At 59.6% G+C, this 24590-nt stretch carries 19 protein-coding genes and 1 riboswitch; of the genes, 8 read left to right on the forward strand and 11 right to left on the reverse strand.

Annotated elements, in window-relative coordinates; genetic code table 11:
• Positions 1–185: 185 nt before the first annotated feature.
• Together rpmF and CLU84_RS15760 are read right to left on the reverse strand one after the other, a co-directional pair.
• Entirely contained in the window at positions 186–368 is a 183-nt protein-coding gene (rpmF, locus tag CLU84_RS15755; protein ID WP_099738243.1) for a 50S ribosomal protein L32, read from the reverse strand.
• A 236-nt stretch (positions 369–604) separates the two neighbouring features.
• Positions 605–1159, reverse strand: a complete 555-nt coding sequence (locus CLU84_RS15760; protein WP_099738244.1) for a DUF177 domain-containing protein — start codon at positions 1157–1159, stop codon at positions 605–607.
• A gap of 25 nt (positions 1160–1184) precedes the next feature.
• Between CLU84_RS15760 and CLU84_RS15765 the strand changes: the two genes are divergently transcribed.
• Together CLU84_RS15765 and CLU84_RS15770 are read left to right on the forward strand one after the other, a co-directional pair.
• Positions 1185–1793, forward strand: a complete 609-nt coding sequence (locus CLU84_RS15765) for a Maf family nucleotide pyrophosphatase (RefSeq protein ID WP_099738245.1) — start codon at positions 1185–1187, stop codon at positions 1791–1793.
• Positions 1790–2578, forward strand: coding sequence for an SAM-dependent methyltransferase (locus tag CLU84_RS15770; protein WP_099738246.1), 789 nt, complete (start codon positions 1790–1792; stop codon positions 2576–2578). The genes CLU84_RS15765 and CLU84_RS15770 overlap by 4 nt, the downstream gene beginning before the upstream one ends.
• Before the next feature lie 113 nt (positions 2579–2691).
• Here CLU84_RS15770 and CLU84_RS15775 read toward each other — a convergent pair whose 3' ends face one another.
• The 4 genes from CLU84_RS15775 to CLU84_RS15790 are packed head-to-tail and all read right to left on the reverse strand — an operon-like array spanning position 2692 to position 5878.
• Complete coding sequence (locus tag CLU84_RS15775) at positions 2692–3753, reverse strand: S49 family peptidase (RefSeq protein ID WP_099738247.1); 1062 nt, start codon at positions 3751–3753, stop codon at positions 2692–2694.
• Between the two features lies 1 nt (position 3754).
• Positions 3755–4120, reverse strand: coding sequence for a Rieske 2Fe-2S domain-containing protein (locus CLU84_RS15780; protein WP_099739060.1), 366 nt, complete (start codon positions 4118–4120; stop codon positions 3755–3757).
• A gap of 48 nt (positions 4121–4168) precedes the next feature.
• Complete coding sequence (locus CLU84_RS15785) at positions 4169–4864, reverse strand: HAD family hydrolase (RefSeq protein ID WP_099738248.1); 696 nt, start codon at positions 4862–4864, stop codon at positions 4169–4171.
• Positions 4865–4873: 9 nt separating this feature from the next.
• On the reverse strand, positions 4874–5878 hold the full coding sequence (locus CLU84_RS15790; RefSeq protein ID WP_369826870.1) for an RluA family pseudouridine synthase: 1005 nt from the start codon (positions 5876–5878) through the stop codon (positions 4874–4876).
• Between the two features lie 596 nt (positions 5879–6474).
• On the opposite strand from CLU84_RS15790, the gene CLU84_RS15795 reads away from it, so the two are divergent.
• From CLU84_RS15795 to queF, 4 genes are all read left to right on the forward strand, one after another.
• Positions 6475–9642 carry an Rne/Rng family ribonuclease gene (locus CLU84_RS15795; RefSeq protein ID WP_099738250.1) on the forward strand — a complete coding sequence of 1056 codons (3168 nt, stop codon included), beginning with the start codon at positions 6475–6477 and terminating at the stop codon, positions 9640–9642.
• A gap of 103 nt (positions 9643–9745) precedes the next feature.
• The gene (gene yaaA, locus CLU84_RS15800; protein ID WP_099738251.1) at positions 9746–10531 is read left to right on the forward strand and encodes a peroxide stress protein YaaA; all 786 of its coding nucleotides are present in this window, start codon (positions 9746–9748) and stop codon (positions 10529–10531) included.
• Between the two features lie 42 nt (positions 10532–10573).
• A complete protein-coding gene (locus CLU84_RS15805; RefSeq protein ID WP_099738252.1) occupies positions 10574–11473 on the forward strand; it encodes a 2OG-Fe(II) oxygenase in 900 nt (299 codons plus the stop codon).
• Between the two features lie 74 nt (positions 11474–11547).
• On the forward strand, positions 11548–12393 hold the full coding sequence (gene queF, locus CLU84_RS15810) for an NADPH-dependent 7-cyano-7-deazaguanine reductase QueF (RefSeq protein ID WP_099738253.1): 846 nt from the start codon (positions 11548–11550) through the stop codon (positions 12391–12393).
• A 105-nt stretch (positions 12394–12498) separates the two neighbouring features.
• Here queF and CLU84_RS15815 read toward each other — a convergent pair whose 3' ends face one another.
• The 4 genes from CLU84_RS15815 to CLU84_RS15830 all read right to left on the reverse strand — a co-directional run bounded on the left by CLU84_RS15815 (position 12499) and on the right by CLU84_RS15830 (position 19578).
• Positions 12499–14838, reverse strand: a complete 2340-nt coding sequence (locus CLU84_RS15815) for a hypothetical protein (protein ID WP_099738254.1) — start codon at positions 14836–14838, stop codon at positions 12499–12501.
• 84 nt (positions 14839–14922) lie between these two features.
• Positions 14923–16479 carry a PAS domain-containing methyl-accepting chemotaxis protein gene (locus CLU84_RS15820; RefSeq protein WP_099738256.1) on the reverse strand — a complete coding sequence of 519 codons (1557 nt, stop codon included), beginning with the start codon at positions 16477–16479 and terminating at the stop codon, positions 14923–14925.
• Positions 16480–16613: 134 nt separating this feature from the next.
• The gene (dinB, locus tag CLU84_RS15825; protein WP_099739062.1) at positions 16614–17831 is read right to left on the reverse strand and encodes a DNA polymerase IV; all 1218 of its coding nucleotides are present in this window, start codon (positions 17829–17831) and stop codon (positions 16614–16616) included.
• Between the two features lie 214 nt (positions 17832–18045).
• Positions 18046–19578 carry an amino acid permease gene (locus CLU84_RS15830; protein ID WP_099738257.1) on the reverse strand — a complete coding sequence of 511 codons (1533 nt, stop codon included), beginning with the start codon at positions 19576–19578 and terminating at the stop codon, positions 18046–18048.
• 530 nt (positions 19579–20108) lie between these two features.
• Positions 20109–20207: riboswitch (glycine riboswitch) on the forward strand.
• 171 nt (positions 20208–20378) lie between these two features.
• Here CLU84_RS15830 and CLU84_RS15835 point away from each other — a divergent pair.
• Positions 20379–21647 (forward strand): D-amino acid dehydrogenase, encoded by a 1269-nt coding sequence (locus CLU84_RS15835; RefSeq protein WP_099738259.1) that lies wholly within the window; start codon positions 20379–20381, stop codon positions 21645–21647.
• Between the two features lie 173 nt (positions 21648–21820).
• Here CLU84_RS15835 and CLU84_RS15840 read toward each other — a convergent pair whose 3' ends face one another.
• Positions 21821–22753, reverse strand: a complete 933-nt coding sequence (locus CLU84_RS15840) for a DMT family transporter (RefSeq protein ID WP_099738261.1) — start codon at positions 22751–22753, stop codon at positions 21821–21823.
• Positions 22754–23107: 354 nt separating this feature from the next.
• Here CLU84_RS15840 and nhaA point away from each other — a divergent pair, with 354 nt between their 5' ends.
• The gene (gene nhaA / locus CLU84_RS15845) at positions 23108–24496 is read left to right on the forward strand and encodes a Na+/H+ antiporter NhaA (protein WP_099738263.1); all 1389 of its coding nucleotides are present in this window, start codon (positions 23108–23110) and stop codon (positions 24494–24496) included.
• Positions 24497–24590: the final 94 nt, after the last annotated feature.

The raw sequence follows: 24590 nt of genomic DNA on the forward strand, positions 1-24590 counted from the left end.
AAGCCCATCAGGGCTTGGGGTAAGAGGTTGTAGAGTCCAGGACCCGAGCAGGAGTTATTTACAAAAACAGCTTGATCATTGTGCGAGACGGTGCAACAAGGCTGATTTTGTAAATATCTCCTCGAAAAACAAAAGCCCGTTGCTACAAATAATGTAGCAACGGGCTTTGCGAATGCAGTCGTCGCTTAGGCTTCAGACTTGTTCTTCAGCACTTGGCGTCCACGGTACACGCCGGTAGGGCTGATGTGGTGACGCAGGTGAGTTTCACCAGTAGTCGCTTCAACAGCGATTCCAGGCACATTCAGTGCGTTGTGCGAACGGTGCATGCCGCGCTTGGAGGGAGACTTCTTGTTTTGCTGAACAGCCATGATGGCTCCTGTGTATCTTGAAAGGGTTGGTAACACGACCCACACATAAAGACCAAGCAAAAATTTTTGCCCTTTGACACACCAGTTAAGTGCGTACTTTCTTGTCTGTGCAAGTCCTAAAAAAACGCGATCAGCCCATTAAAGACACGAGGGGGTTTCGCGCGAAGCTCACGATTATAGCGCAAACGCATTTCGTGACTCACGCAAAATCAAATCCCATCGCGTTCTTATCTGGATCAGTCGGCAGATTTGCCTACATTGAGGGATTGCAGCACGGCAAAAGGATTTTTTTTCTCCTCGCTTGCCTGCTCGAAGTCGGGATCAACGACCTCCAGCTTGACCGGCACCGGGCAGACCTCATGGCGTGGCACCACGGGGACTTCCATCAGCAGCTCGTCTTCAATCAGCTCCAGCAGATTGAATTCGCCGCTCATTGCCAGCACATCCTCATCGCTGTCGTCATCTTCCAATTCTGCCGTTGCTTCGTCTGTAACGAAGCGAAATGACCGATCCACATAAAGGGGAATATGGGCCTCAGTCAGGCAGCGCTGGCAGGTCATTGGCAGCTCTACCTCAGCGGACAGGTGCAGCCAGACATGGCCTGCGCCGCCGGTTTCTTCAACCAGCTCGCCTTCAGCCTCCCAGTGCACCAATGGTGGCTCGCCCGTAATAGCCAGCGCATCCGCTGCCAGACGCTTGAAGTCCGACAATGGGGCTTGACCATGCAAATGACCATCGGCTTGCGCGAAGTTACGCACTTCAAGCCGGGTCGCAGAAAAATCCTTGCTCATGTAGCGAGTGTAAGAGAATCCCGCAATGCCTGACTTATTGATTACCGGACGCCTTGAGCGCCCATTGGTTCTCGGCTCCACCTCCCGCTATCGGCGTGAGCTGCTCAGCCGCCTGCAACTGCCGTTTGAAACAGTGTCGCCCGAGGTGGATGAAACCCCGTTGAGCGACGAGACCCCTTATGACCTGAGTCTGCGCCTGGCACAGGCCAAGGCCCAAGCCGTGGCTAAGCTGCATCCCGGCTCCATCGTGATCGGCTCCGACCAGGTGCCAGAGCTGGATGGACAACCGCTATCCAAGCCCGGTACACACGAGCGCGCCACCGAGCAGTTGCGCCAAATGAGCGGCCGCCAGATGAATTTCCACACCGGCGTCTGCGTGACTTGCGCAGAAACGGGCTTCATGGAATCCAGCGTGGTGACGGTGCAGGTGCGCTTTCGCGAGCTGAATGACGCCGAAATTGAGCGCTATCTGCGCGCCGAGCAGCCCTATGACTGCGCTGGCTCCGCCAAAAGCGAAGGCCTGGGTATTGCTTTGCTCGACGCCATCATTAGCGACGATCCCACGGCCTTGATCGGCCTGCCGCTGATTCGCACTTGCCAGTTGCTGCGCGCTGCGGGAGTGGTTCTGCCATGAGCAACACTCCTAAAAACAAAGCAGGCACCCTTTATCTGGTACCCGCCCCACTCGATTTTGGCTGTGATAGCCAGACCGCACTGACCGAAGTTCTGCCCGAAGGCACGCTGCGCCGCGCCGCATCGCTGACGAACTGGATCAGCGAAAACGCTAAGACGGCCCGTGCTTACCTCAAGCGTATTGATGCACTGTTTCCACTGGCAGCTCCGCTGCAAGCCCAGAACATTGTCGAGCTACCACGCGAAGCCCATAAAAAGGGCGACCACGGCAACAAGGGCGCTGCCGTGTTTGACCCCAAGCCCCTGCTGGCAGCAGCCCTTGCAGGCGAGGACATAGGCCTGATCAGCGAAGCCGGCATGCCCGCCGTGGCCGACCCCGGCAGCTCCATCGTGCGCGCCGCGCATGATCTGGGTATTCGCGTCGTGCCGCTGATCGGCCCGGTTTCGCTGTTGCTGGGTCTGGCTGCCAGCGGCCTGAACGGCCAGAATTTCGCCTTTGTGGGCTATGTACCTCAGGATGGCGCCGAGCGCACCGCACGCCTCAAGGAACTGGAAAGCCTGGCTCTGCGCCATGGCCAGACCCAGCAATTCATCGAAACGCCCTACCGCAACGCAGCACTGTGGCAAGCGCTGCTGCAGACCTTGCAGCCCAATACCCGTCTGGCACTGGCCAGCGGCTTGACACTGGAGACTGCGCGCATTGAAAGCCATCTGGTGCGCGAATGGAAGCAGCGCAACGCGCCGCCCGACAACCGCACGCCGGTGGTGTTCTCCATCGGTCGATAAAACACCCAAAGCCTCAGCAACAAAAAAGCCCGCTGTATTTACAGCGGGCTTTTTCAGTATTGATAGCTGCTTGCGCTTTATACACAAGCGCTAGGAGCACTTTTCTTCACCAATCAGCGTATCGCAGGCACCAGGCCGCGCATGGCCTGCACCGAACCGGATCCAATGGCTGCACCAAACTTCTTTGCCAGACGTTCGGCCACGTTGTCCCGGCGGGTGTAATCAATGACCTCTTCGGCCTTGACCACTTCACGCGCCACGTAGTCGAGGCTGCCCAGCTTGTCGGCCAGACCCAGCTCTATGGCCTGCTGACCGGTCCAGAACAGGCCGCTGAACATTTCAGGCGTTTCTTTGAGCTTGTCACCACGCCCTGCCTTCACCACACCAATGAACTGCAGATGAATTTGCTCCAGCATCTCTTTGGCAAATTCTTTTTGCTGAGCCGACATGGGGCTGAACGGATCAAGGAATCCCTTGTTCTCGCCTGCGGTCAGCAAACGGCGTTCTACACCCAGCTTGTCCATTACGCCAGTAAAGCCAAAACCATCCATCAGCACGCCAATGCTGCCGACGATGCTGGCTTTGTCTACAAAAATTTCGTCCGCTCCGGCAGCAATGTAATAAGCGGCAGAGGCGCAAGACTCTTCCACAACGGCATACAAAGGCTTGTTGTACTTGGCCTTGAGACGCACCATCTCGTCGTTGATGATGCCCGCCTGCACAGGGCTGCCACCGGGAGAGTTGATCAGCAGCACCACAGCGCGTGAGCCTGAGTCTTCAAAAGCGCTGCGCATGGCGGCAACCACAAACTCGGCGCTGGCATCAGCCCCCGAGGCGATTTCACCCTTGATTTCAACCACGGCCGTATGGGGTGTCGTGCTGGTCTTGGTGGCCGTGTCTTTGAAGAACACTACCCACAGTACCAGCAGCACGACCACCGACCACAGCAGGCGGCTGAAAAAGCGCCAGCGACGCGAGGCACGCTGCTCCTTGATGGATGCGAAGACCAGCTTTTCCAGCACATCGCGCTCCCAGCCAGCGCCCCCTGAGGCCTTGGCTGCAGAAGGCGCCTCGGCGGACGCAGCTGGCGCAGCGGACGCGTTGGACCAAAGGTCCGCGCCCGGCGTTACATGCGGCTGGGAGTCATTGTTATCAGGGGTGTTTGGGGAGCTCATCTCAAAACTTTAAAGGTTTTAGTTGTGGGGCAGTATGCCAGCGCACCACGCCGCCGCTTTCACTCAAGGCAATTTTCACCAATCCGCCCCGGCAAGGCCCGCTTGAACAGGCTCCGCTGTCAGGTTCATAGGCCGCACCGTGGGTAGAACACAACAGCCAGCGCCCCGAGTCATCGAAAAGCTGACCGTCCTGGTAGTCCATTTCCATGGGGATATGGCTGCAGCGATTCAGGTACGCATGAACTTGCCCCTGATAGCGAATGGCAAAGGCGCGGCTGCTCTGACCCGCGTACAGCACATCAAAGCCAAAGGCCCGCCCACTATCGACCAGATTGGCGCTGGGGCACAGTTCCACGCTATCTGTCATGTCCATGGGCGTCATATCCATCCCTGTCATGCTCATCCTCCCGCCTGTTCAGGCGTTGGCCAGCAGCCATTCACGCAACTGCGCCGCCGAATCCGCCACAAACAGCGGATTGAACTGGGCAAAGCTGTCTGGTGCATGGGCACCGTAGGAGACACCCACGCAGGGGCAACCGGCATTCACAGCCATCTGCAAGTCATGGGTGGTATCGCCAATCATCAGGGTGCGCTCGGGCTCCACACCAAACTCGGCCATCAGCTCATTGAGCATCAGCGGACTGGGCTTGCCGGCGGTTTCATCGGCCGTGCGCGAGCCATCAAACAAGCCTTTGAACTGCGAGTCTTGCAGCGCATGATTCAAGCCCATGCGGCTTTTGCCTGTGGCCACGGTCAGCCAGTGGCCGCGTACACGCAAATCAGCCAGCAGCGACAAGATGCCGTCAAACACACAGATATCGTCCTGGCGCTTGAAGAAGTGAAAACGATAGCGATTGGCCAGTTCCTGATATTTTTCAGGCGGCACATCGGGGGCGGCTCTGGCCAGAGCTGGCATCAGCGCCATGCCGATCACATAGGCGGCCTGCTCATCGCTGGGCACTGTGCCCCCAACATCGCGCACCGCATCTTGAATGCTACGGCTGATGATGGCCGTGGAGTCAGCCACGGTGCCATCCCAGTCAAATGCAATCAAATCGAAGCGGCGAGGGCGCTGCTTGCTATAGTTTTCGCTATGGTTTTCAGTGGTCATGCAGGCTTTTTAGTTCACAAAATCCGCCAGCTCCGGCGGCAATTCGGCGCGCAGCTCCACTCGCTCGCCGCTGGCAGGATGGTTGAACTGTAGCCGCCAGGCGTGCAGAAACATGCGTTTGAGGCCCTGCTTTTGCACACGACGGTTGAGATCAAAATCGCCATATTTGTCGTCACCCACAATCGGATGACCTTGCGACGACAGGTGCACGCGAATCTGGTGAGTTCGCCCGGTCTTGATAGTTACTTCCAGCAAGCTCATGGCGGGTAGACCCTGCATGGGCCTGGCTTCCATCACCTTACGCACCTTGACCAGCGTGATAGAACGCATGCCCTCGGGGTCATCCACCGTCGTCACGCGCACGCGGCGCTCGCCGTCCGCCTGCAAATACTTGTGCAGCGGCTGGTCAATCACCTTTTTGTTGGCAGGCCATGCGCCCCGCACCAGAGCCAGATAGGTCTTGCCCGTCTCACGCTCACGGAACTGGTCTTGCAGATGGATGAGCGCAGAGCGCTTCTTGGCCACCAGCAAAATGCCCGAGGTTTCGCGGTCGAGCCGGTGTACCAGCTCCAGAAACTTGGATTCTGGCCGCGCCTGACGCATCTGCTCGATGACGCCAAAGCTCACGCCAGAGCCACCGTGCACGGCCACGCCCGCTGGCTTGGACAGTGCGACCATGTGTTCGTCTTCCAACAGGGCGGGAAAGTCCTTAGCAGGCGCCGGGCGCTCTGCTTTTTCCGCCACTTTTTCGGATATCCGGACCGGCGGAAGTCGCACCACATCGCCCGTCTGAACACGGGTCTCAGCGCTCACGCGCCCTTTGTTGATGCGGACTTCGCCACTGCGGATGATGCGGTAGACATGGGTCTTGGGCACCCCCTTGAGGTGGCGCATGAGAAAGTTATCAAGACGCTGTCCTGCGGAGTCTTCATCGACCTCCAGGAGGCGTACTGAAGTGGCGGTCGTATTCTGGGACCGGTCCTGCGCCGGTTTGCCCTCTATAATGTGTTTCACCTGTGCCGAGCTTACTTGTAAGTGGTTGATTCTCATGGAGTTTAGTCCATACAACCATTCCCTACCGCACAGGCAGGTCGATGCCCGCCAGTTTTGCACACGCAAATTGCAGCCAAGAAGCGCTGCAGCAGTCTGTGAAAGCCTGGCAAAGGCTGACGAATTGAAACACTGATACGGAATCTCACCCCGGCAGTTGACCCAGGCAAAAGCAGCCTGCAACTACCGGTGATCACAACGAGCATGTGGATCTTCTGGACATTGCTGATCAACTTCTGGGGCAAGGCACAGCCGGCCCTTGAGGGATGCTGTGCCCTGAAGAAACCACCCACCTCCCTAGCACGCGCCTCGGCTTCTTTTACTCCTCGATTGCATGCGCGTCCGCTCCCGCTCGTCCCCCGGCCTGTACCTCCGCTGCTGACTTGAGATCAAGCCAGTAGCGCAGTCCTGTACCGCCCCAGATTCCTCATTCGTTTCAACGCGTTCGTCTGGCATTACGGCTCCTGTAGAGCCTGTCTTTGATTACCAGTCAAGGTACGTTGGTCCGTGGCAAAAGCCCATCACCAACGTGCCCAGAAAACGAATAAAGGAAACGCATCATGAAACGGATGCTGATTAACGCAACGCAGTCTGAAGAACGCCGTTTGGCCATTGTTGATGGTCAAAAACTGCTGGACTACGAAATCGAAATCGAAGGCCGCGAACAGCGCAAGGGCAACATCTACAAAGCGGTCGTTACCCGCGTAGAGCCCTCCCTTGAAGCCTGCTTTGTGGATTACGGCGAAGACCGCCACGGCTTCCTGCCCTTCAAGGAAATCTCCAAGCAATACTTTGCCGAAGGCGTCTCTCCCAGCCAGGCTCGCATCAACGATGTGATCCGCGAAGGCCAGGAGCTGATCGTTCAGGTCGAAAAAGAAGAACGTGGCAACAAGGGTGCAGCCCTGACCACCTTCATCTCGCTGGCCGGCCGCTATGTGGTGCTGATGCCCAACAACCCCCGTGGTGGTGGTGTGTCGCGTCGTATCGAAGGCGAAGACCGCGCCGAGCTCAAAGAAGCCATGGATCAGCTGGAATACCCCAAGGGTATGTCCATCATTGCGCGCACCGCAGGTATCGGCCGCACCGCACCTGAGCTGCAGTGGGACTTGAACTACCTGCTCAAGCTGTGGAACGCCATTGACGGCGCCGCCAAGGGTGCCAAGGGCGCCTTCCTGATTTATCAAGAATCCAGCTTGGTGATTCGCGCTATTCGCGATTACTTCAGCGATGCCATCGGCGACATCCTGATCGACACTGACGACATTTACGAACAGGCCCAGCAGTTCATGGCACATGTGATGCCTGAACACGCAGCACGCGTGAAGCGCTACCGCGACGACGCCCCCCTGTTCTCGCGCTTCCAGATCGAGCACCAGATCGAATCCGCCTACTCGCGCACTGTGACCCTGCCATCGGGCGGCGCCATCGTGATCGACCACACCGAAGCACTGGTATCGGTGGACGTGAACTCGGCCCGCGCCATCAAGGGCGGCGACATCGAGGAAACCGCCACCCGCACCAACTTGGAAGCCGCTGACGAAGTGGCGCGCCAGATGCGCCTGCGCGATCTGGGCGGCCTGATCGTGATCGACTTTATCGACATGGAAGAGGCCAAGAATCGCCGCGAAGTGGAAAACCGCCTGCGCGATGCTTTGCGCCAGGACCGTGCCCGCGTGCAGTTCGGCACCATCAGCAAGTTTGGCCTGATGGAAATGAGCCGCCAGCGCCTCAAGCCCGCCCTGTCTGAAGGCGCGCACATCAACTGCCCACGTTGCAGCGGCTCCGGCCATATCCGCGACACCGAATCGTCGGCGCTGCAGATCCTGCGCATCATTCAAGAAGAGTCCATGAAGGACAACACGGCCGCCGTGCACTGCCAAGTGCCAGTGGAAGTGGCTTCCTTCCTGCTCAACGAAAAGCGTGCAGAACTTACCAAAATTGAACTCAAGCAGCGCGTCAACGTGCTCATGGTGCCTAACAAGTCCATGGAAACGCCGCACTACAAGCTCGAACGCCTGAAGCACGACGACGCACGCCTAGAGACCATGGAAGTCAGCTACAAGCTGGCCGATGAGCCTGAAGATGTGGCAACCGTCACACGCCGCTCGCAGGAACCCACCAACAAGCAGACCCCCGTCATCAAGGGTGTTTTGCCTGATGCGCCAGCGCCGATTGCCGAGCCCCGTGCTCCACGTCAGCCACGCACTGGTACAGCGGGCGCTCCCGCTGCAGCGCCTGCTCCGGCAGCAGTTGCTCGTCCACCCGTGCGTGAGCAAGGCTTCTTTGCCTGGCTCAAGAACCTGTTTGGCTTTGGCGCCCCCGCCGCCGTGGTAGCTCCCGCCCCTGTGGCCGAGGCGCCCGCACCTCTGGCCCGCGAAGGCAGCCGTGATGGCCGCCGAGGTGAAGGCCGTGGCGGTGACCGCAACCGCCGCAGCGGTGGTGATCGCAATGAACGTGGCAACGAGCGTAATGAGCGCGGCGGTGACCGTAGCGAACGCAACGACCGTAATGCTGGCGAGCGCACAGAGCGCGGTGATCGTAACAACGCCCGTCGTAATGCCCCCGGCCGCGATGGTGAGCAACAGCAGCAGCGCAACGAGCGCCCTGAGCAACAGCGCCAGGATCGCCCCGAGCGCGGCAACCGCCGCAATGGTGAACGCAACGAACGTCGTGACGAGCGCCAGCCACAAGTGGCAGATGCCGCTCTGAGCGTCAACGAAGAGTTCAACACCCAGGCTGCCCCCAAGCCCGAGCGTAACCGCCAGGAACGTGGTGACCGCGCTGAGCGTCCAGAGCGCGGCGATCGTGCTGAACGAGGTGAACGTGGCGAAGGCCGCCGTGAGCGCCAGAACCGCAACCCCGAAGTGCAGCCCGCAATGCAGCCTGTGGCCGATGAAGCAGCAATGACTTCTGCACAAGTGGAAGGCTCTGAAGCCCAAGGACAAGACGGACAAGGCGAATCCACACGTGAGCCACGTCAGCGCCGCTCGCGTGATCGCTACGGCCGTGACCGTCGCGACCGTGCGCCTCGTGAAAACCAGGTCGAAGGTCAGACTGAAGAAATGTTGGTGCCTTCCGAAATGCAAGCTCCGGTGATAGCCCCTGCAGCACCTGCGGTTGCAGACTCTGGCGAGCAGCCTGCACGCCGCAGCTACTTTGACACTGCTGCGGCTCAAGCCCAGGCAGATCAAGCGCCTGCTGCTATACAAGTGCAAGCACCGGTGGCTGCAGCGCCAGCCATTGCACCGGCGGTGATTCCTGCCGCTGCAATCGCCGAAGCCGCTGTTGCAGCTCCGGTGGCCACACCAGTTGCAGCTCCAGCACCTTTGGCTCAGGCTGTGGTTGCTGAAACAGTGGAGGCACCAGTAGTGCAAGCCCAAGCACCCGTAGTAGCAGTAGCAGCACCCGTGCCTGCACCTGCTGTGGTGGCTGCTCCGGCTCCTGCCCCCGCAGCAGTCAAGGCCGATGCTTATGACCTGCCCATTCCCGCACTGCAAGCTCTGGCTGCAGCATCGGGCCTGCAGTGGGTCAACTCTGACGCTGAAAAAATCGCTGCTGTGCAAGCCGCGATTGCTGCAGAGCCCAAGCCGGTGCACATCCCCCGCGAGCGCCCAGCGCCCGTGGTGCACGATGAAGGCCCGCTGGTTCTGGTTGAGACTCGCAAGGATCTGAGCCTGATGCAGCTGCCATTTGAAAAGGAAGAACAGGCTGCCGGCAACAACGCCTAAGCAGACTGCCTTCCGGCATCACAGGGCCAAGGGCGCTGTTCACTTCGGTGGATGGGCCCTGGCCCTTTTTCATTGATCGTCTTCTGATTTTTAGTGTCAAGCCATGCTGTTTCTGATTTCTCCGGCCAAATCACTGGACTACGAAAGCCCTGTCCCCGCCGATCTGCAGCACACGCTGCCGGTCTTCAAAAAGCAGCCGCTTGAGCTGATTGAAGTGCTTCGCGAGAAGTCGCCCCAGCAACTCTCTCAGCTGATGAGCATCAGCGACAAGCTGGCCGTACTCAACGTGGGGCGCTACGAAGCCTTCAGTCCAAAGTTCACCGCCAAGAACTCGCGCCAGGCCATACTCGCCTTCAATGGTGATGTGTATGAGGGGCTGGATGCCGCCAGCCTCAAGCCCAAGGAGCTGGACTGGGCCCAAGAACATGTGGTGATTCTCAGCGGCCTTTACGGCGCTCTTCGCCCGCTTGATCTGCTCCAGCCCTATCGCTTGGAAATGGGCACAAGACTTGAAAATGCCAAGGGCAGCAACCTCTATCAGTTCTGGGGAACGCAGATTGCGGACTACCTGAATGATCGCAGTGGCGAGCAGCCCGAGACCGAGCGCATCCTGGTCAACCTTGCGTCGCAGGAATACTTCAAATCCGTCGACCTCAAAGCACTCAAAGCTCCTGTGGTGGAATGCGCGTTCGAGGACTTCAAGGGCGGCAAATACAAAATCATCAGCTTCCACGCCAAACGTGCGCGGGGCCTGATGGTGCGTTGGGCCGTGCAGCACAAGGCCAAAAAGGTCTCAGACCTGCGCAAATTTGATCTGGAAGGCTATTCACTGGCCGAACAGGTCAGTACACCCAGTAAGCTGGTGTTTCGACGAAAGCGTGAAGACTAAAGCGCATTGAAATTGAGCGCAGTGCGCACTAGCATAGCCACCATGAGCACATCCACCCCAGACCAGTTCGCCACCCCGCCCGGCTTGACTCCTGAGCTGATGCAATGGATACGTACGCAAAGCGCAGCCGGTGTTCCGTTGCCATCGCTGCTGCACTCCATGCGCACGGCCGGCTGGGCTGAGCATCTGGCACGCCGTGCCCTGGTCTTGCCAGAGGTGGGCGACCTGCCCCACCCTTTTGATGCACTCAATCCGCAAAGCGAGGCGCAGCAGAGCGCGCATGACGGCCACCTGCCCGGGCCCGATCTGCAAACAGCCCCCTGCTGCATGGATGCAGGCGACCGTGAGGTTCATGTGCTCATGAACATGCGCCACCCGCGCGTGGTGGTGTTTGGCAATCTGCTGTCGGATGAAGAGTGTGACGCCATCATTGCCGCCGCCAGCCCACGCATGCAGCGATCGCTGACGGTTGACAACCAGAGCGGCGGCGAAGCCCTCAATGACGACCGCACCAGCAACGGCATGTTCTTCCAGCGCGGTGAGCTGGCGCTCATCAGCCGCATAGAAGCGCGCATTGCCCGCCTGCTGAACTGGCCTATTGAAAACGGCGAAGGCCTGCAAGTGCTGCACTACCGCCCGGGGGCTGAATACAAGCCCCATTACGACTACTTTGCGCCCAACGAACCCGGCACACCTACCATCCTCAAACGTGGTGGTCAGCGCGTGGGCACACTGGTCATGTATCTGAACGAGCCAACACGCGGCGGTGGCACCACCTTCCCCGATGTGGGCTTAGAGATCGTTCCCCGCCGTGGCAATGCCGTATTCTTCAGCTACGACCGGCCCGATCCGGCCACCAAAACCCTGCACGGCGGCGCGCCCGTACTGGAGGGAGAGAAGTGGATTGCCACCAAGTGGCTGCGAGAACGCGAGTTCAAGTAAAAAACGGCTCAACCCCTTACTAATAAAGCGCTGGCAGCTATTGTTTTTGCTGCTGGCGAATCTGTTTTTCGATCATGCAAACACCTGAACAATCGCAGCTGGGCAAAAGCTCGGCCTATGTGGACCAGTACGACGCGTCCCTGCTCTTCCCCCTGCCTCGCCTGACCAAGCGCGAAGAAATCGGCGCGGGCAGCAACCCGCCTTTCTTTGGTGCCGACCTCTGGACGGCCTTCGAGCTTTCCTGGCTCAACCTGCGCGGCAAGCCCCAGGTTGCGCTGATGCACTTCACCATCCCCTGCGAGACGCCGAACCTGATCGAGAGCAAGTCTTTCAAGCTCTATCTCAACAGCTTCAACAACACCCGCTTTGCCGACGCCAGCGAAGTGCTGGCCCTGCTGCGCACCGACCTGGCCGAAGCGGCCTGGCGCGGCAGCGAAAGCAAGGGTAGCGTTGGCGTGCGCCTGCTGGAGGCAGAGCAATTCGACGCCCAGAAAGTGCATGAGCTGGACGGCCTCCTGCTGGACCGCCTCGATGTGGAATGCACACAGTACACGCCCGCCCCCGAGCTGCTGACCGCCAAACAAGACGAGCCGCCCGTGACCGAGTCCCTGGTCAGCCACCTGCTCAAGAGCAACTGCCTGGTGACCGGCCAGCCCGACTGGGGTAGCGTGCAGATCCAGTACAGCGGAGGACAAATCGACCAGGAAGGCCTGCTGCAATATCTGGTGAGCTTTCGCAACCACAACGAATTCCATGAGCAATGCGTGGAGCGCATCTTCATGGACATCTGGGCACGCTGCAAACCCATCAAACTCTCGGTCTATGCCCGCTACACCCGCCGTGGTGGCTTGGATATCAACCCCTTCCGCACCAGCCACCCCGGCGCCCTGCCCGCCAACGTGCGGACTGCACGTCAGTAAACAGACCGCAAGTCAAGCACACCCCAGCCAAGAGACAGCAAGCAAGGGCCACCCCGTAGCGATGCTGTCGTCCCCTTGGGGGAAGAGGCAAAGCCTCTCAGGGGGTTATCCAGCCCAAGGGCAATCATACTGCCCAAGCAAAGTCTCCGCATAGCGCAGATCCTGCTTGCGCAGCCAAAGCCCGCCCGGGCCTTGGCGCAACGGTTCGACCTCGGCCCGGTTCCACATCGATAGCGTCACCAGTTGCGGCGCAATCACTTCTCGCTTTTCTGCATCGCCCTCTTCAGGCGCCAGATCAGTCCAGTGCAGGCCCTGTGTGTCCCAGCCCTTGAGCTGGGGCATATTGACCGCCAGCTCCAGCGTGCGCACTTCTTTTTCAACGGGGTTGAGCCAGTGCAGCTTCCACTGGTCGGGCTTGCCATAGCGGCGCTCCACATACTCCAAGACTGCCCAGCCTTCCCCTGCAGGATGCGGGCAAGCACCAGGCCCAGTACCGCATAGAGCAAGACCGCTGCGCGTCATGCTCACGCCTTCGATGCGGCATTCGTCCTCGCTCCAGTAGCTGTTGAGCCGTTCGTTCTGCCCGCCCCACCACCACAGGGCATCGCCACGCACGGCATCTCGCCAGACATAATCGCCGTCAGCGCAGGGGTGCTGAATTTGCTTGGCCTCGCGCCAGCGCGGCAGCAAGCGCCAGTGGCCTTGGGCATCGGGGGCAATTTCACGGCACTGGTAAAGCGCGCGCCAGTCCGGGCGCGAGAGATGGCTGGACGAAACCGAATGCATATTCCAGCGCCAGCTGCCCGTGCTGGGATTCCAGTCCTTTTCATCCAGGCAGGCTGTCAGCGCAATCAGCTCCACGCGCATTGCCATGCTGCCATCCAGCGCAGGCAACGGGCACAGGCGCATTACCGGCCAAGGTAAATCCACCGTCTGCAGGCGTTCACCGTCCCAGATTTGAATCTGCCCTGCACCGCCACGCTCTGGCGCACGCCCAAAAGGCATGAGCACGGCCCAGCGCCCTTTGACGATCACATGCTCCAGAGTCCAGCTACCGCTCAGGTGCTTGTCGCCCCATTGCAGATTCCAGGCCGATGTCTCGCCCTGCTCATCCTTGGCTTCTTTGCTCAGCGTCCAGATCAGCGGTTTGCCCATTACCGGATCGCTTTGCGCACGCCAGACATGGGGCTGGGCCGGGTCACGCAGCCAGCAAAAGGTGGTGACGGGTTGAGCCCTGAGCTGCACTTGCCCATCTGCCGCATGCCCGGCACAGGTTTCGGTGCGACTGGTCACGCAGCTAAGGCTGGTGCCGTCATGCAGCCGCTCAAGATCAGCGGTATCGACCTGCACGCGCTGCAGCAACACGGAACCACTCCATTGCAGCGGTGCACGCGGGTCTACTTCATCGGGCCAGAAAGGCTCTACCGCCCAAGACTTGCGATCGGCAGGCAGGGGCTGGGGCCATTGCTGCCAGTTCTGCTCTGCCATCCAGACCACCAGTCGGCGCAGATAACTGTCCTCACCTTGATCGGGGGTGGCATACAGAGCCAGCCCCTGTCCATCGTCACGCCAGACCATGGCGGGGTCCTGATCCAGCAGCCATCCGGTGGGCTTGCCATTCATGCTAAGCGCCCAGCTGGCCTGGCGCAGAGGCTGCAGCGGGTCAGACAAGCTGCGCAGCGATGCGGGCCAGTGGCGCTCCACCGTCAGCTCGGGCGCAGCCACATTGGGTGCCTGCGTTTTCCCATCTTCTCGCAGTACTGGCGGTGCCACAGGCAGGTGTGGCTGCTGGTCACCCGCTTCTGCAGGTACGCACTCCAGCGGCACCCAGATATCGCGCAGAGCCACCAGCGGCTGGGCCGTGGCGTCCACATGCGCGGCCAGCCAGGCTTCAAAACTGGCATCGGACATGACCACATGCGCATCGTCTGCAATGCCGCTTTCGTTCAGAGTCTCGCCATTCCAGCGCGGCACGCGCCAGTGCACAGCGTCCAGCACCTCAGCGTCGCCCTTTGAAATCAGCCAGCTACGGCGTGATTTGCGGTCCACAAGATGCGCAGTTTCGCTGTCGTAAAAGCCCGTGCGCAACCAGCGCCCGTCGTACGAGGTATGCAGATCACTCTCCCAGACATGGGGCAGGTAGACACCGTCAGCACACATCACATCGCCAAAGATCGGCCCCCCCATGCCGCGCTCGCCTTGCATGCGAAAGCTCACATCCTTATTGGCCTCTGGCGCTTTATCTGCATGTGCTGGTAGCTCTTTATTTGATAGTGATGCCTGCGACTGCGCCTGCGCGCTGACCGCACCCGCCGGTTTGTCAGCCGCTGACGCAGGCGTTGAAAACGACGAAGGTCTGGAGTCATCGCGCAAACGCGAGAGCAACCAGACCAGTAAACACAAGGCCAGCGCCGCAACGGCAATCAGGATCAGCACAACACTCATGTCGCAATCCTACCGAAAGCAGACACAAAAAAAGCAGCTTTGGCAGCTGCCTTTTTTGTTTTAAAGGGGAGGGAAACTACGCGTTCAAAGATGGAAGACATCCACCGAGCGCTCCAGCGTCTTGGCGCTCTGGCGCAGCGACTGGGCAGAGCTGGTGGACTGCTCCACCAGCGCGGCGTTCTGCTGCGTCACAGAGTCAAGCTGGGCAACGGCCTCATTGACCTGCGAAATGCCAATCGACTGCTCGCGCGTGGCAATGCTGATCTGGTGCACCAGAGAGCCCACCTTGTCCACGGCCTGCACCATGCCGTCAATCGTCTGACCTGCAGAGCGCATGCGGGCATTGCCGTCGTTGATGCCATCCACCGTGCGGTTGATGAGCACGCTGATTTCCTTGGCCGCCTCGGCACTGCGCTGGGCCAGTGCCCGCACCTCGCCCGCCACCACGGCAAAGCCACGGCCTTGCTCGCCCGCACGCGCGGCTTCCACAGCTGCATTCAGCGCCAGCAGATTGGTCTGAAAGGCAATGCTTTCAATCACGCCAATGATCTCGCTCATGCGGGTCGATGAACCACGAATACGCTCCATGGCCTGCCCCACCTCACTGATGGCCGCGCCGCTGCGGCTGGCAACTTTGCTGCTTTCATCGCTGGCACCCGCCATGTACTGTGCGGTGTCTGCCGTCTGCGAAACCGTGCCTGAAATCTCTTCCATCGATGCCGCCGTCTGCTGCAGGTTGCTGGCCTGCGACTCGGTGCGGCCCGCCAGATCAAGACTGCTCTGGGCAATTTCATGGGCAGTCTGAGCAAAGCCCTGCACCTCGGTTCGCACATCACCCACCACGGCGCGCAAGTTGATCTGAATTTGCTGCAGCCTCAGCATCAGCGCGCCCATGGCACCGTTGTAGCTCTGATTGGACTCGGTGCTCAGATTGCAAGCCGCCACATCGGCCGCAAAGCGGCTGGCTTCGTCAAGCCCGGCCACGCAGCGGCGATGAAAACGCCACAGCACAAACACACCGCCTGCCGCCAGACTGGCTGCGCGCCAGCCCCAGGCGGCTGTGCCCTGCCAGCCCATCATGTCAGGTAGCAAAACCAGCACCGCCAGTACCGCCAGCAACCACGCCATGCGTGCGACCAGGCCCACATCCTGGCGGCTGTCCCACAGGCCCATCAGGCCAAGGCGGCGCACCTCGCCTGCACGCAGGCGAAAGCTGGACTGACCTGACTTTTCTTCCGTGCGCATGCGTGCGTAAAGGGCTTCTGCCTCGGCCACTTCCTTGACTGACGGCTTGGTGCGCACCGACAGATAACCGCGCGGCTTTCCTCCTTCCATGATGGGCGTGACGTTGGCACGTACCCAGTAATGGTCGCCATTCTTGCGGCGATTCTTGACCAGCGCGGTCCACGGGTAGCCGTGGGCAATGGTGCGCCACATGTCCTTGAAGGCTGCGGCGGGCATGTCGGGGTGGCGAATCAGGTTATGCGGCTGACCAATCAGCTCCTCATAGGTGAAGCCGCTGACCCGCACGAACGCCGGGTTGCAATGTGTGATCTCGCCCTTGGTATTGGTGCTGGAAACCAGCAGCTCATCGCCGGGGAAGTTGTAGTTTTGTTGGGATACCGGCAGGTTCATGCGCATGGCTTGCACTCCTCGAAAGAGCCTGTTTTTTAATGAGAGAGTGAGCGATCAGGCATTCCGGCGATGCTGGCTAACCAGATACACAAATTCACACTTCGGATCATCGCACAGCAAAGATGCTGGATTAGCGACTCTCAGAACAGAGATGCTGTGTAGGGGTCCAGGTTCTTGATGGAAGTCAAGACTTGCGGCCTCAGCAACGACTCCCGCGCCGCAGGGTCGTCCGCACTGGCCTGCCAGGCCTGCTCTGAAATCAGACCCGAAACCTTGACCCCCAGCAGCCGCATGCGCTTGCCCAGCGGTACTCGCTTCAGGCATTGTCCCGCGGCTTGGCGAATGGCCGCAGCATCTTGCACCGGCAGGGCCAGAGTCTGATCGCGCGTCGCGATCTTGAAGTCGTCATAGCGCAGCTTGATACCCACAGTGCGGCCCACATAGCCTTTGCGCTGCAAGTCCTCCGCCACGCGCTCGCACAGGTCTGTGAAGATGGCCCCCAGTTCAGCCCTGTCGTGCACGGCATGCAAGTCGCGCTCAAACGTGGTTTCGCGGCTCATGGATACCGGCTCGCTCTCGGTCACCACCGCCCGCTCATCGCGGCCCCATGCGGATTCGTGCAGCCAGTGTCCATAGGACTTGCCAAACCATTGCAGCAACTGCGGCAAGCTTTTCGCGGCCAGATCGCCAATGGTTTCTATGCCCAGATTTTTGAGCTTTTCATCGGCCTTGGGCCCTATGCCGTTGACCTTGCGGCAAGCCAGAGGCCATATCTTGGTCTGCAAATCGTCAGCCTGAACAACCGAGATGCCGTTGGGCTTGTTGAACTCGCTGGCCATCTTGGCCAGTAGCTTGTTGGGTGCTACGCCCACCGAGCAGGTCAGGCCCGTAGCTTCAAAAATGGTTTTCTGAATCAAGCGCGCCAGCACACGCCCGCCTTCACGCTGGCCACCGGGTACATGGGTGAAGTCGATATAGACCTCATCCACGCCCCGGTTCTCCATGACCGGAGCAATGGAGAGAATGATTTCTTTGAATTCGCGCGAAAACCGCCGGTACTGGGCAAAGTCCACCGGCAGCAAAATAGCCTGCGGGCAGAGCTTGGCGGCCTTCATCATGCCCATGGCCGAGCCCACGCCGAACTGCCGAGCCGGATAGGTCGCCGTCGTGATGACGCCGCGCCCCGTGTAGTCGCGCAGCAGAGGGAAATCAGCCACCGGAATTTCTGACAGCGGCAGCCCCGCGTGCTTTACCAGCAAGGCGTTATCGGGCGCTCTGCGCCCGCCGCCAATCACCACCGGCAAACCCTTGAGCTGCGGATAGCGCAGCAGCTCCACAGACGCGTAGAACGCATCCATATCCAGATGCGCAATGCGTCTGGGAAGCTCTGAAGCATCTGAAAAGGGGGCTAAAGAATCACTCACACTGCCGATTTTGCCTGCGCTGGCAAGAATCAGCAGCAATGCCTGAAACAGGCATACACCCACCAGGAAACAGCAAGCAAGGGCTGCCCCCGCAGCGATGCTGTTGTCCCCCTCCCGCTAAGCTAGAGAGGGGAAGGCGCAAAGCGCCTCAGGAGGAGATTTTTTCTCGCTTGATGTCTTCCAGCTCATCAAACCGCATATCGGCATAGCTGACCCAGGTATTGCGCTTGACCAGCCAATAACCCAGCCAGAACACCAGAAACAGCGGAATACCCAGATAGGTCGAAACCACGCCACCCCAGTCAATACGGTCTTCCAGGAAGGCCTGATAGTTCTGGCCCAACGTCACCACCAGACACAGCACAAACGCGAAGATGGGGCCAAACGGGAAAGCACCCGCCTTGTAAGGCAGGTCACCCACGTCATGCCCGTGCATCACATAGCCACGGCGAAAGCGATAGTGGCTGACGGCAATGCCCAGCCAGACGATGAACTCCGTCATGCCTGCCAGATTCAGCAGCCAGATATAGACGGCCTGCGGGCTGTACAGTGACGAGAACAGGCACAGGCTGGCAATCAGCGTGCTGCCGATCAGCGCATACAGCGGCACGCCGTTCTTGGTCAATTGAGAGAACATGCGCGGAGCATTGCCCTCGGTCGCCATATTGAAAAGCATGCGCGTTGCCGCATACATGCCGGAGTTACCGGCAGACAGCACCGAGGTCAGAATCACTGCATTCATCACCGTAGCAGCCGACAGCAGACCCGCGTGCTGGAACACCAGCGTGAACGGGCTCACCGCAATATCGGCCACATCCGTGCGCAGCAGTTGCGGGTCGGTATAGGGAATCAGAAAACCGATGACGATGATGGCCAGCACATAGAACAGCAGAATGCGCCAGAACACCTGACGAATGGCACGCGGCACGTTCTCGCGCGGATTCTCGGATTCGCCAGCGGCCACGCCGACCAGCTCCGTGCCCTGGAAGGAATAGGCCACGATCATGGCTACGCCCACAAAGGTGGCGAAATTGCCCACAAACGGCGCATCGCCCGTAGTCCAGTTCTCAAAACCTGGCACATGACCGTTGCTGATAATGCCGAACAGAATCAGCACGCCGGTGATCAGAAAAGCCACGACGGCCACCACCTTGATCAGCGCAAACCAGTACTCGGCTTCGGCAAAACCTCGGGCTGAAAAAGCATTCAGGCCCACCATCAGCAGCAGAAATATTCCGCTCCAGATAATGCCCGGCACATCGGGCAACCAATAGGCCATCACCAGTTGTGACGCCACCAGATCGACCGCCACCACCACGGCCCAGCTGAACCAGAAGTTCCAGCCCAGCGCAAAACCAAAGCCGCGATCCACATAGCGCGATGCGTAGGTCGAGAAAGAACCTGCCACCGGCATGAACGCGGCCAGCTCGCCCAGGCTGGTCATGATGTAGTACACCATGATGCCGATGAGCAAATAAGTCAGCACCGCGCCGCCAGGGCCGACCTGCGAAATAGCCGAGCCAGAGGCCACGAACAGACCTGTGCCGATGGCTCCGCCAATGGCAATCATGCTCAGGTGGCGCTGCTTGAGCACCCGGTGCAACTGGGGTTTCGCGTTGTCACTGCTGCCAGTCGCCAGCGCGGTATGCGCGGGTTGCTGGCTTGAGTTGGGTTGGGACATAAATGTCTTGTTGTATTGGTTTGCGCCCATCTGCACAAAACACCCAACCATCCCGCAGGCGTTGCGGCAAGCAACGCAAAAAAGCGACCAATGCGATCGCAGACAACAAGGACACAGGAACGAAGCCATGAAGCAGAACGCCGAGGCCGGTAAGGCCCGTTGCATCCTGTATCGGCAGCTACCCCAGTCGGGCGCTTCAGTGGCAAAGCGGTGATATCGCTAGGCCAGTTGACAGGCAAAGATGTCATTTTGCCCAAAACCTTCAACGGCCATACCCGGCTGCGCCAATGCAGGGGCTGACTCTGGGGCTGCTCAAACCCACTTGACAGCTTTTTACGCTATGAAATTGGAAGCTTCTTGCGCTTACCTTTAGGCCACTTACGCATTATTCGGCTTCAAGACTCCTCAATAACAGGCGCAAGCCGCTATCTATTTTTCAGAAACTTGAACGCCAGCAAAGCCAGTAACTCTAGAAAACCCGTATACCCAACCACCCGACTTTTACCTACATTCGCCATCAGGCTCTCAGCCTAGTGGTGCCGAGAGAGACTGCAGCGAAAACTTTCGTATGCAGCGCCGAAGGAGCAACCGCCCCGGAAACTCTCAGGCAAAAGGATCGGCATCACTGCTTTAACACTCTGAAGAATGTCCAGACGTCATCGTCCGCCGGGCATACCGAAGGAGCAAGCGAATATCGCCCCTGGCGCTGCTTCGTGAATCTCTCAGGTCCAGAACAGAGGGGGCGTCCGCTGCGTATGTTGCGCACGGGCTCCACCCTTGACGTTTCTGGAACCTGAATCATGAAGACAATCGCCGTTATCGGTGGTGGTATCACGGGCGTGACCACCGCCTACGCCCTGGCGCGCCGCGGTTTTTCCGTCACCCTTTTCGAAAAGCAGCGCTACGCCGCCATGGAAACCTCGTTCGCCAATGGCGGACAACTATCGGCCTCCAATGCCGAGGTCTGGAACCACTGGTCCACCATTCTCAAGGGCCTCAAGTGGATGCTCAAAAGCGATGCGCCGCTGCTACTCAACCCCAAGCCCAGCTGGCACAAAATTTCGTGGTTCTGCGAATTTCTGGCTGCCATTCCCCACTACGAGAAAAACACCGCAGAGACCGCCCGCCTCGCCATTGCGGCGCGCGAGCATCTGTTTGACTGGGCCGTGCGTGAAGGCATTGATTTCGACCTGAAGAAAGAAGGCATTCTTCACATCTACCGCAATCAGGCGGGCTTTGAGCATGCGGGCCGGGTGTCCAAACTGCTGGCCCAAGGCGGGCTGGAGCGCCGCGCCGTGACGCCGCAGGAGATGCGTGCCATCGAGCCCACCTTGTCCGGCAGCTACTACGGCGGCTATTACACCGAGAGCGATTCCACCGGCGATATTCACAAGTTCACCAGCGGTCTGGCCGCTGCCTGCTCACGCCTGGGCGTGCGCTGCCTGTACGAGCAGGAAATTCTGTCCGTCAACGCCCATGGCAAGCAAGCCAGCGTAACGGCCCGCCAAGGGCAGGAAACCAGCACAGCAAACTTTGACGGCATCGTCGTCTGCGCAGGCACGGCCAGTCGCACGCTGGCATCGCAGCTGGGTGACCGGGTCAACATCTACCCCGTCAAAGGCTACTCCATCACCATCAATCTGCTCGATGAAGTCAGCCGCTCGGCAGCGCCCATCGTCAGCCTGCTCGACGATGAAACCAAGCTGGTCACCAGCCGCTTGGGCGACGACCGCTTCCGCGTGGCGGGCACGGCAGAGTTCAATGGCTATAACAAGGACATCCGCGCCGACCGGATCAGACCGCTGATTGAATGGGTGCAGCAATGCTTCCCTGGCGTCAGCACCCGCAGCGTCGTGCCATGGGCGGGACTGCGCCCCATGATGCCGGACATGCTGCCCCGCGTGGGTCGCGGCAGCAAGCCCTGCGTTTTCTACAACACCGGCCACGGCCACCTGGGCTGGACGCTGTCCGCCATCACGGCCGACATGGTTGGCGATATCGTTCAGCAGTCTCTGGGCAGCACAGCAACGACACCAAGGCCCGCTTCCATGACGCCAGCAAGAGCCTGATTCACACCACTCATTGTTGACAACCCATAAAGCCATACCAGACCTTTGCCTGCAAGGTCTGGTGCTCCGCTGATCCGCTATTGATTAAAGAGCTGCCTGCGCTTACTCACTGACTACTTTATTCACTATTCAATACAGAAGTGGCAAAAAACATGCGCGGGCAGCTCTCAAATTCAGAGCTGCAAACAGATCAAAACCAGTCCCAGCATCATCAGCGCCATGCCCAGTTTTTCCGTCAGCGACAGCTGCTCGCTAAACACGCGGCGCGAGACGAGGTAGCTGAACACCACCTCCACCATGCCCAGCGTGCGCACCGCCGCTGCGCCTTGCATAGCATAGGCGGTAAACCACGCCAGCGATGCCGCCGCGCCCATGCTGCCTGCCAGCAGCGATATACGCCAGGCCTTGAAGATGGGGCGCAGGCCCTGTTCATGGGTCTTCGCAATCCAGACGCCCAAGACCAATGACTGCATGCTCTGTGCTATCAGCACACCCCATGCACCAGACAGCCAGGGCGAGTCCACACCTAGGCGCGCAATCTCTACCGCGCCGCCACGAAAGCCAATCGTGGCCAGGGCAAAACAGGCTCCGCAAATCAGTCCATACATCGATGACTTGCTTGCCCATGCCGATAGCGTAAAAATCTGCCCGCGCGGCGGCAAGGACAGCATGAGCACACCGATAGTGGCCAGCACCATGGCCAGCAGCGCCCAGCGTGTTGGTAGCTCATGCAAGAACATGGCGGCAAACAAGGCCACCTGCAGCACCTCGGTTTTGGACAGCGTGACCGCCACGGCAAAGTTGCGCTCCTTCATGGCCATCAGCAAAGCCGCCGTGGCCGCAACCTGAAACGCCGCTCCCATCGCAATCCAGCCCAGATACACAGCGCTGAACTGCGGCAGCGCCCGTGGCTGATCGCCAAAGCCATACAGCGCCAGCAGATAGACAGCGGCAAACGGCAAGCCGTAGAGAAAGCGCACCAGCGTGGCAGGCATGGTGCCGACCTGCGCCGTCAGCGAGCGCTGGGCCGTGTTGCGCACCGTCTGCGCAGCAGCCGCAAACAGCACCACGATCACCCACACATATTCCGTTCCGATGCCCGACATGACTCGCCTTCTCTATTGTTGCCGCACCAGCATAGCGCCGCCCATTCGCGACTGCTGACGCAATTCATGCAGCCCGCCTGCTTGAGCCAAGGTGACGTGAAATGCGAATGCATACAGGACTGATGGCGACAGCCGCATCAAATACAAATATCCTCAAATCGAAGCCAATCAAACAGCTTTAGCTACAATTCACAGCGGGTGCCCGCCACATACGGTGGTGATGGCAGGTGAATCTTCATGCGCAGGTCGGGCCGCCAGCGCGCCAGTTGTTTGCAGCGTTTGATGCAGCAATGAGGCATTGCCTCATGCCTTTATGCATCTCGGGCAAAGGACTTCAGACACCTGAATCGATAGATGGACCCACAGACCATTGTGCAGGCCCCTGCGCCTTCTGCACCCCAAAACTCTCCTCGCATCCCCGCCCTGCAAACTGCTACCGAGCACATGCAGGCAAAAATTGCACATCTGCTGCATATCGAATCCTTTGCCGGTATGGTGCTCATGCTGGCTGCGGCTGCGGCGCTGATCTGGGCCAACTCCAGCAATGCTGAAAGCTATTTCGCACTGTGGCACGCCCCCGTCGCAATGACGCTGGGGCCCTGGAGCTTCAGCACTGACCTGCATTTCATCGTCAACGATGTGCTGATGACCGCCTTCTTTCTGGTCGTGGGCATGGAGATCCGGCGCGAGCTGCACAACGGCGCGCTGGCAAGCCTGCGCCAGGCCAGTCTGCCGCTGATGGCCGCCATAGGCGGCGTGGCCATGCCCGCTCTCATCTATGTAGCGCTGGTGGGCGGCGACAAGACTTTGCTCAACGGCTGGGCCATTCCCACTGCCACAGACATTGCGTTTGCCGTGGGCGTGCTGGCCCTGCTGGGTCGCAACATCCCATCCTCGCTGCGCATCTTTTTGCTGGCGCTGGCCATCATTGATGACATCGTGGCCGTGCTCATCATTGCCTTCTTTTACTCCGGCGGCCTGCAGGCCATAGGCTTTGTGATTGCCGGTGTGGGCGTGCTACTGGTGCTGCTGTTCAACCGCATGGGCATTGCCGCGGCACCGCTGTATCTGCTGCCCGGCGCAGTGCTGTGGTTTGGCCTGCTCAAGACCGGCGCCCATCCCACGCTGGCCGGTGTAGTACTGGGCCTGATGACGCCCGTGTTTGTGCGCCCTGCCAAGCAGCCACCGCTTATCACTGCACAAGCCGCCATGCGCAAGGCCAGCGAGCAAGTGCATGCTGGCAAGCCCGATCCGCAGCACCTGCTGCAAGACTTGCGCACAGCACAATCTGCCCAGCGTGATCTGCTGCCGCCTGCGCTGCGTCTGCCCATGATTCTTCACCCCTGGGTGGCTTTTGGCGTCATGCCCATCTTTGCATTGGCCAATGCGGGCGTGCAGTTTTCCGGCATCGACCTGAGCGCTGCAGCGCCGCAAACTACGGCCACAGCCGTGCTGGTGGCGCTGGTGCTGGGCAAGCCTCTAGGCGTCTTTCTCTGCACCTGGCTAGCCGTGAAAAGCGGCCTTTGCAGCCTGCCCCAAGGCCTGAACTGGCACGGTGTGTTGCTGGTGGGTCTGCTGGCCGGCATCGGCTTCACCATGTCAATCTTTGTCGGTGGTCTGGCCTTTGAAGATGCCGCTCTACTAGGTGCCTCAAAGCTGGGCATTCTAGCGGGATCGGCGTTTGCAGCAGTGCTGGGCCTTAGCTATGGCTTTGCCGCGCGCAAGCGCTTGCAGCGCAATTAAGCGCCTCTTGGTCACGATGCTCAGGCAGGTCAATAAGTCCCGAGCAATGAGGTCTTGCCGCCAGTCGATAGACCCGACTTGGCGGCAACCAAGC

The sequence above is a fragment of the Comamonas sp. 26 genome, assembly GCF_002754475.1.
Classification (GTDB): Bacteria; Pseudomonadota; Gammaproteobacteria; order Burkholderiales; family Burkholderiaceae_C; genus Comamonas.

Bases quoted from the DNA above. Each gene is read 5' to 3' on its own strand.
- CLU84_RS15780 (WP_099739060.1), bottom strand. From the start codon at position 4,120: ATGACAGATAGCGTGGAACTGTGCCCCAGCGCCAATCTGGTCGATAGT.
- CLU84_RS15785 (WP_099738248.1), bottom strand. From the start codon at position 4,864: ATGACCACTGAAAACCATAGCGAAAACTATAGCAAGCAGCGCCCTCGC.
- rpmF (WP_099738243.1), bottom strand. From the start codon at position 368: ATGGCTGTTCAGCAAAACAAGAAGTCTCCCTCCAAGCGCGGCATGCAC.
- dinB (WP_099739062.1), bottom strand. From the start codon at position 17,831: ATGGATGCGTTCTACGCGTCTGTGGAGCTGCTGCGCTATCCGCAGCTC.
- CLU84_RS15775 (WP_099738247.1), bottom strand. From the start codon at position 3,753: ATGAGCTCCCCAAACACCCCTGATAACAATGACTCCCAGCCGCATGTA.
- nhaA (WP_099738263.1), top strand. From the start codon at position 23,108: ATGGACCCACAGACCATTGTGCAGGCCCCTGCGCCTTCTGCACCCCAA.
- CLU84_RS15840 (WP_099738261.1), bottom strand. From the start codon at position 22,753: ATGTCGGGCATCGGAACGGAATATGTGTGGGTGATCGTGGTGCTGTTT.
- CLU84_RS15830 (WP_099738257.1), bottom strand. From the start codon at position 19,578: ATGTCCCAACCCAACTCAAGCCAGCAACCCGCGCATACCGCGCTGGCG.
- queF (WP_099738253.1), top strand. From the start codon at position 11,548: ATGCAAACACCTGAACAATCGCAGCTGGGCAAAAGCTCGGCCTATGTG.
- CLU84_RS15770 (WP_099738246.1), top strand. From the start codon at position 1,790: ATGAGCAACACTCCTAAAAACAAAGCAGGCACCCTTTATCTGGTACCC.
- CLU84_RS15795 (WP_099738250.1), top strand. From the start codon at position 6,475: ATGAAACGGATGCTGATTAACGCAACGCAGTCTGAAGAACGCCGTTTG.
- CLU84_RS15765 (WP_099738245.1), top strand. From the start codon at position 1,185: ATGCCTGACTTATTGATTACCGGACGCCTTGAGCGCCCATTGGTTCTC.
- CLU84_RS15805 (WP_099738252.1), top strand. From the start codon at position 10,574: ATGAGCACATCCACCCCAGACCAGTTCGCCACCCCGCCCGGCTTGACT.
- CLU84_RS15835 (WP_099738259.1), top strand. From the start codon at position 20,379: ATGAAGACAATCGCCGTTATCGGTGGTGGTATCACGGGCGTGACCACC.
- CLU84_RS15820 (WP_099738256.1), bottom strand. From the start codon at position 16,479: ATGCGCATGAACCTGCCGGTATCCCAACAAAACTACAACTTCCCCGGC.
- yaaA (WP_099738251.1), top strand. From the start codon at position 9,746: ATGCTGTTTCTGATTTCTCCGGCCAAATCACTGGACTACGAAAGCCCT.
- CLU84_RS15760 (WP_099738244.1), bottom strand. From the start codon at position 1,159: ATGAGCAAGGATTTTTCTGCGACCCGGCTTGAAGTGCGTAACTTCGCG.
- CLU84_RS15815 (WP_099738254.1), bottom strand. From the start codon at position 14,838: ATGAGTGTTGTGCTGATCCTGATTGCCGTTGCGGCGCTGGCCTTGTGT.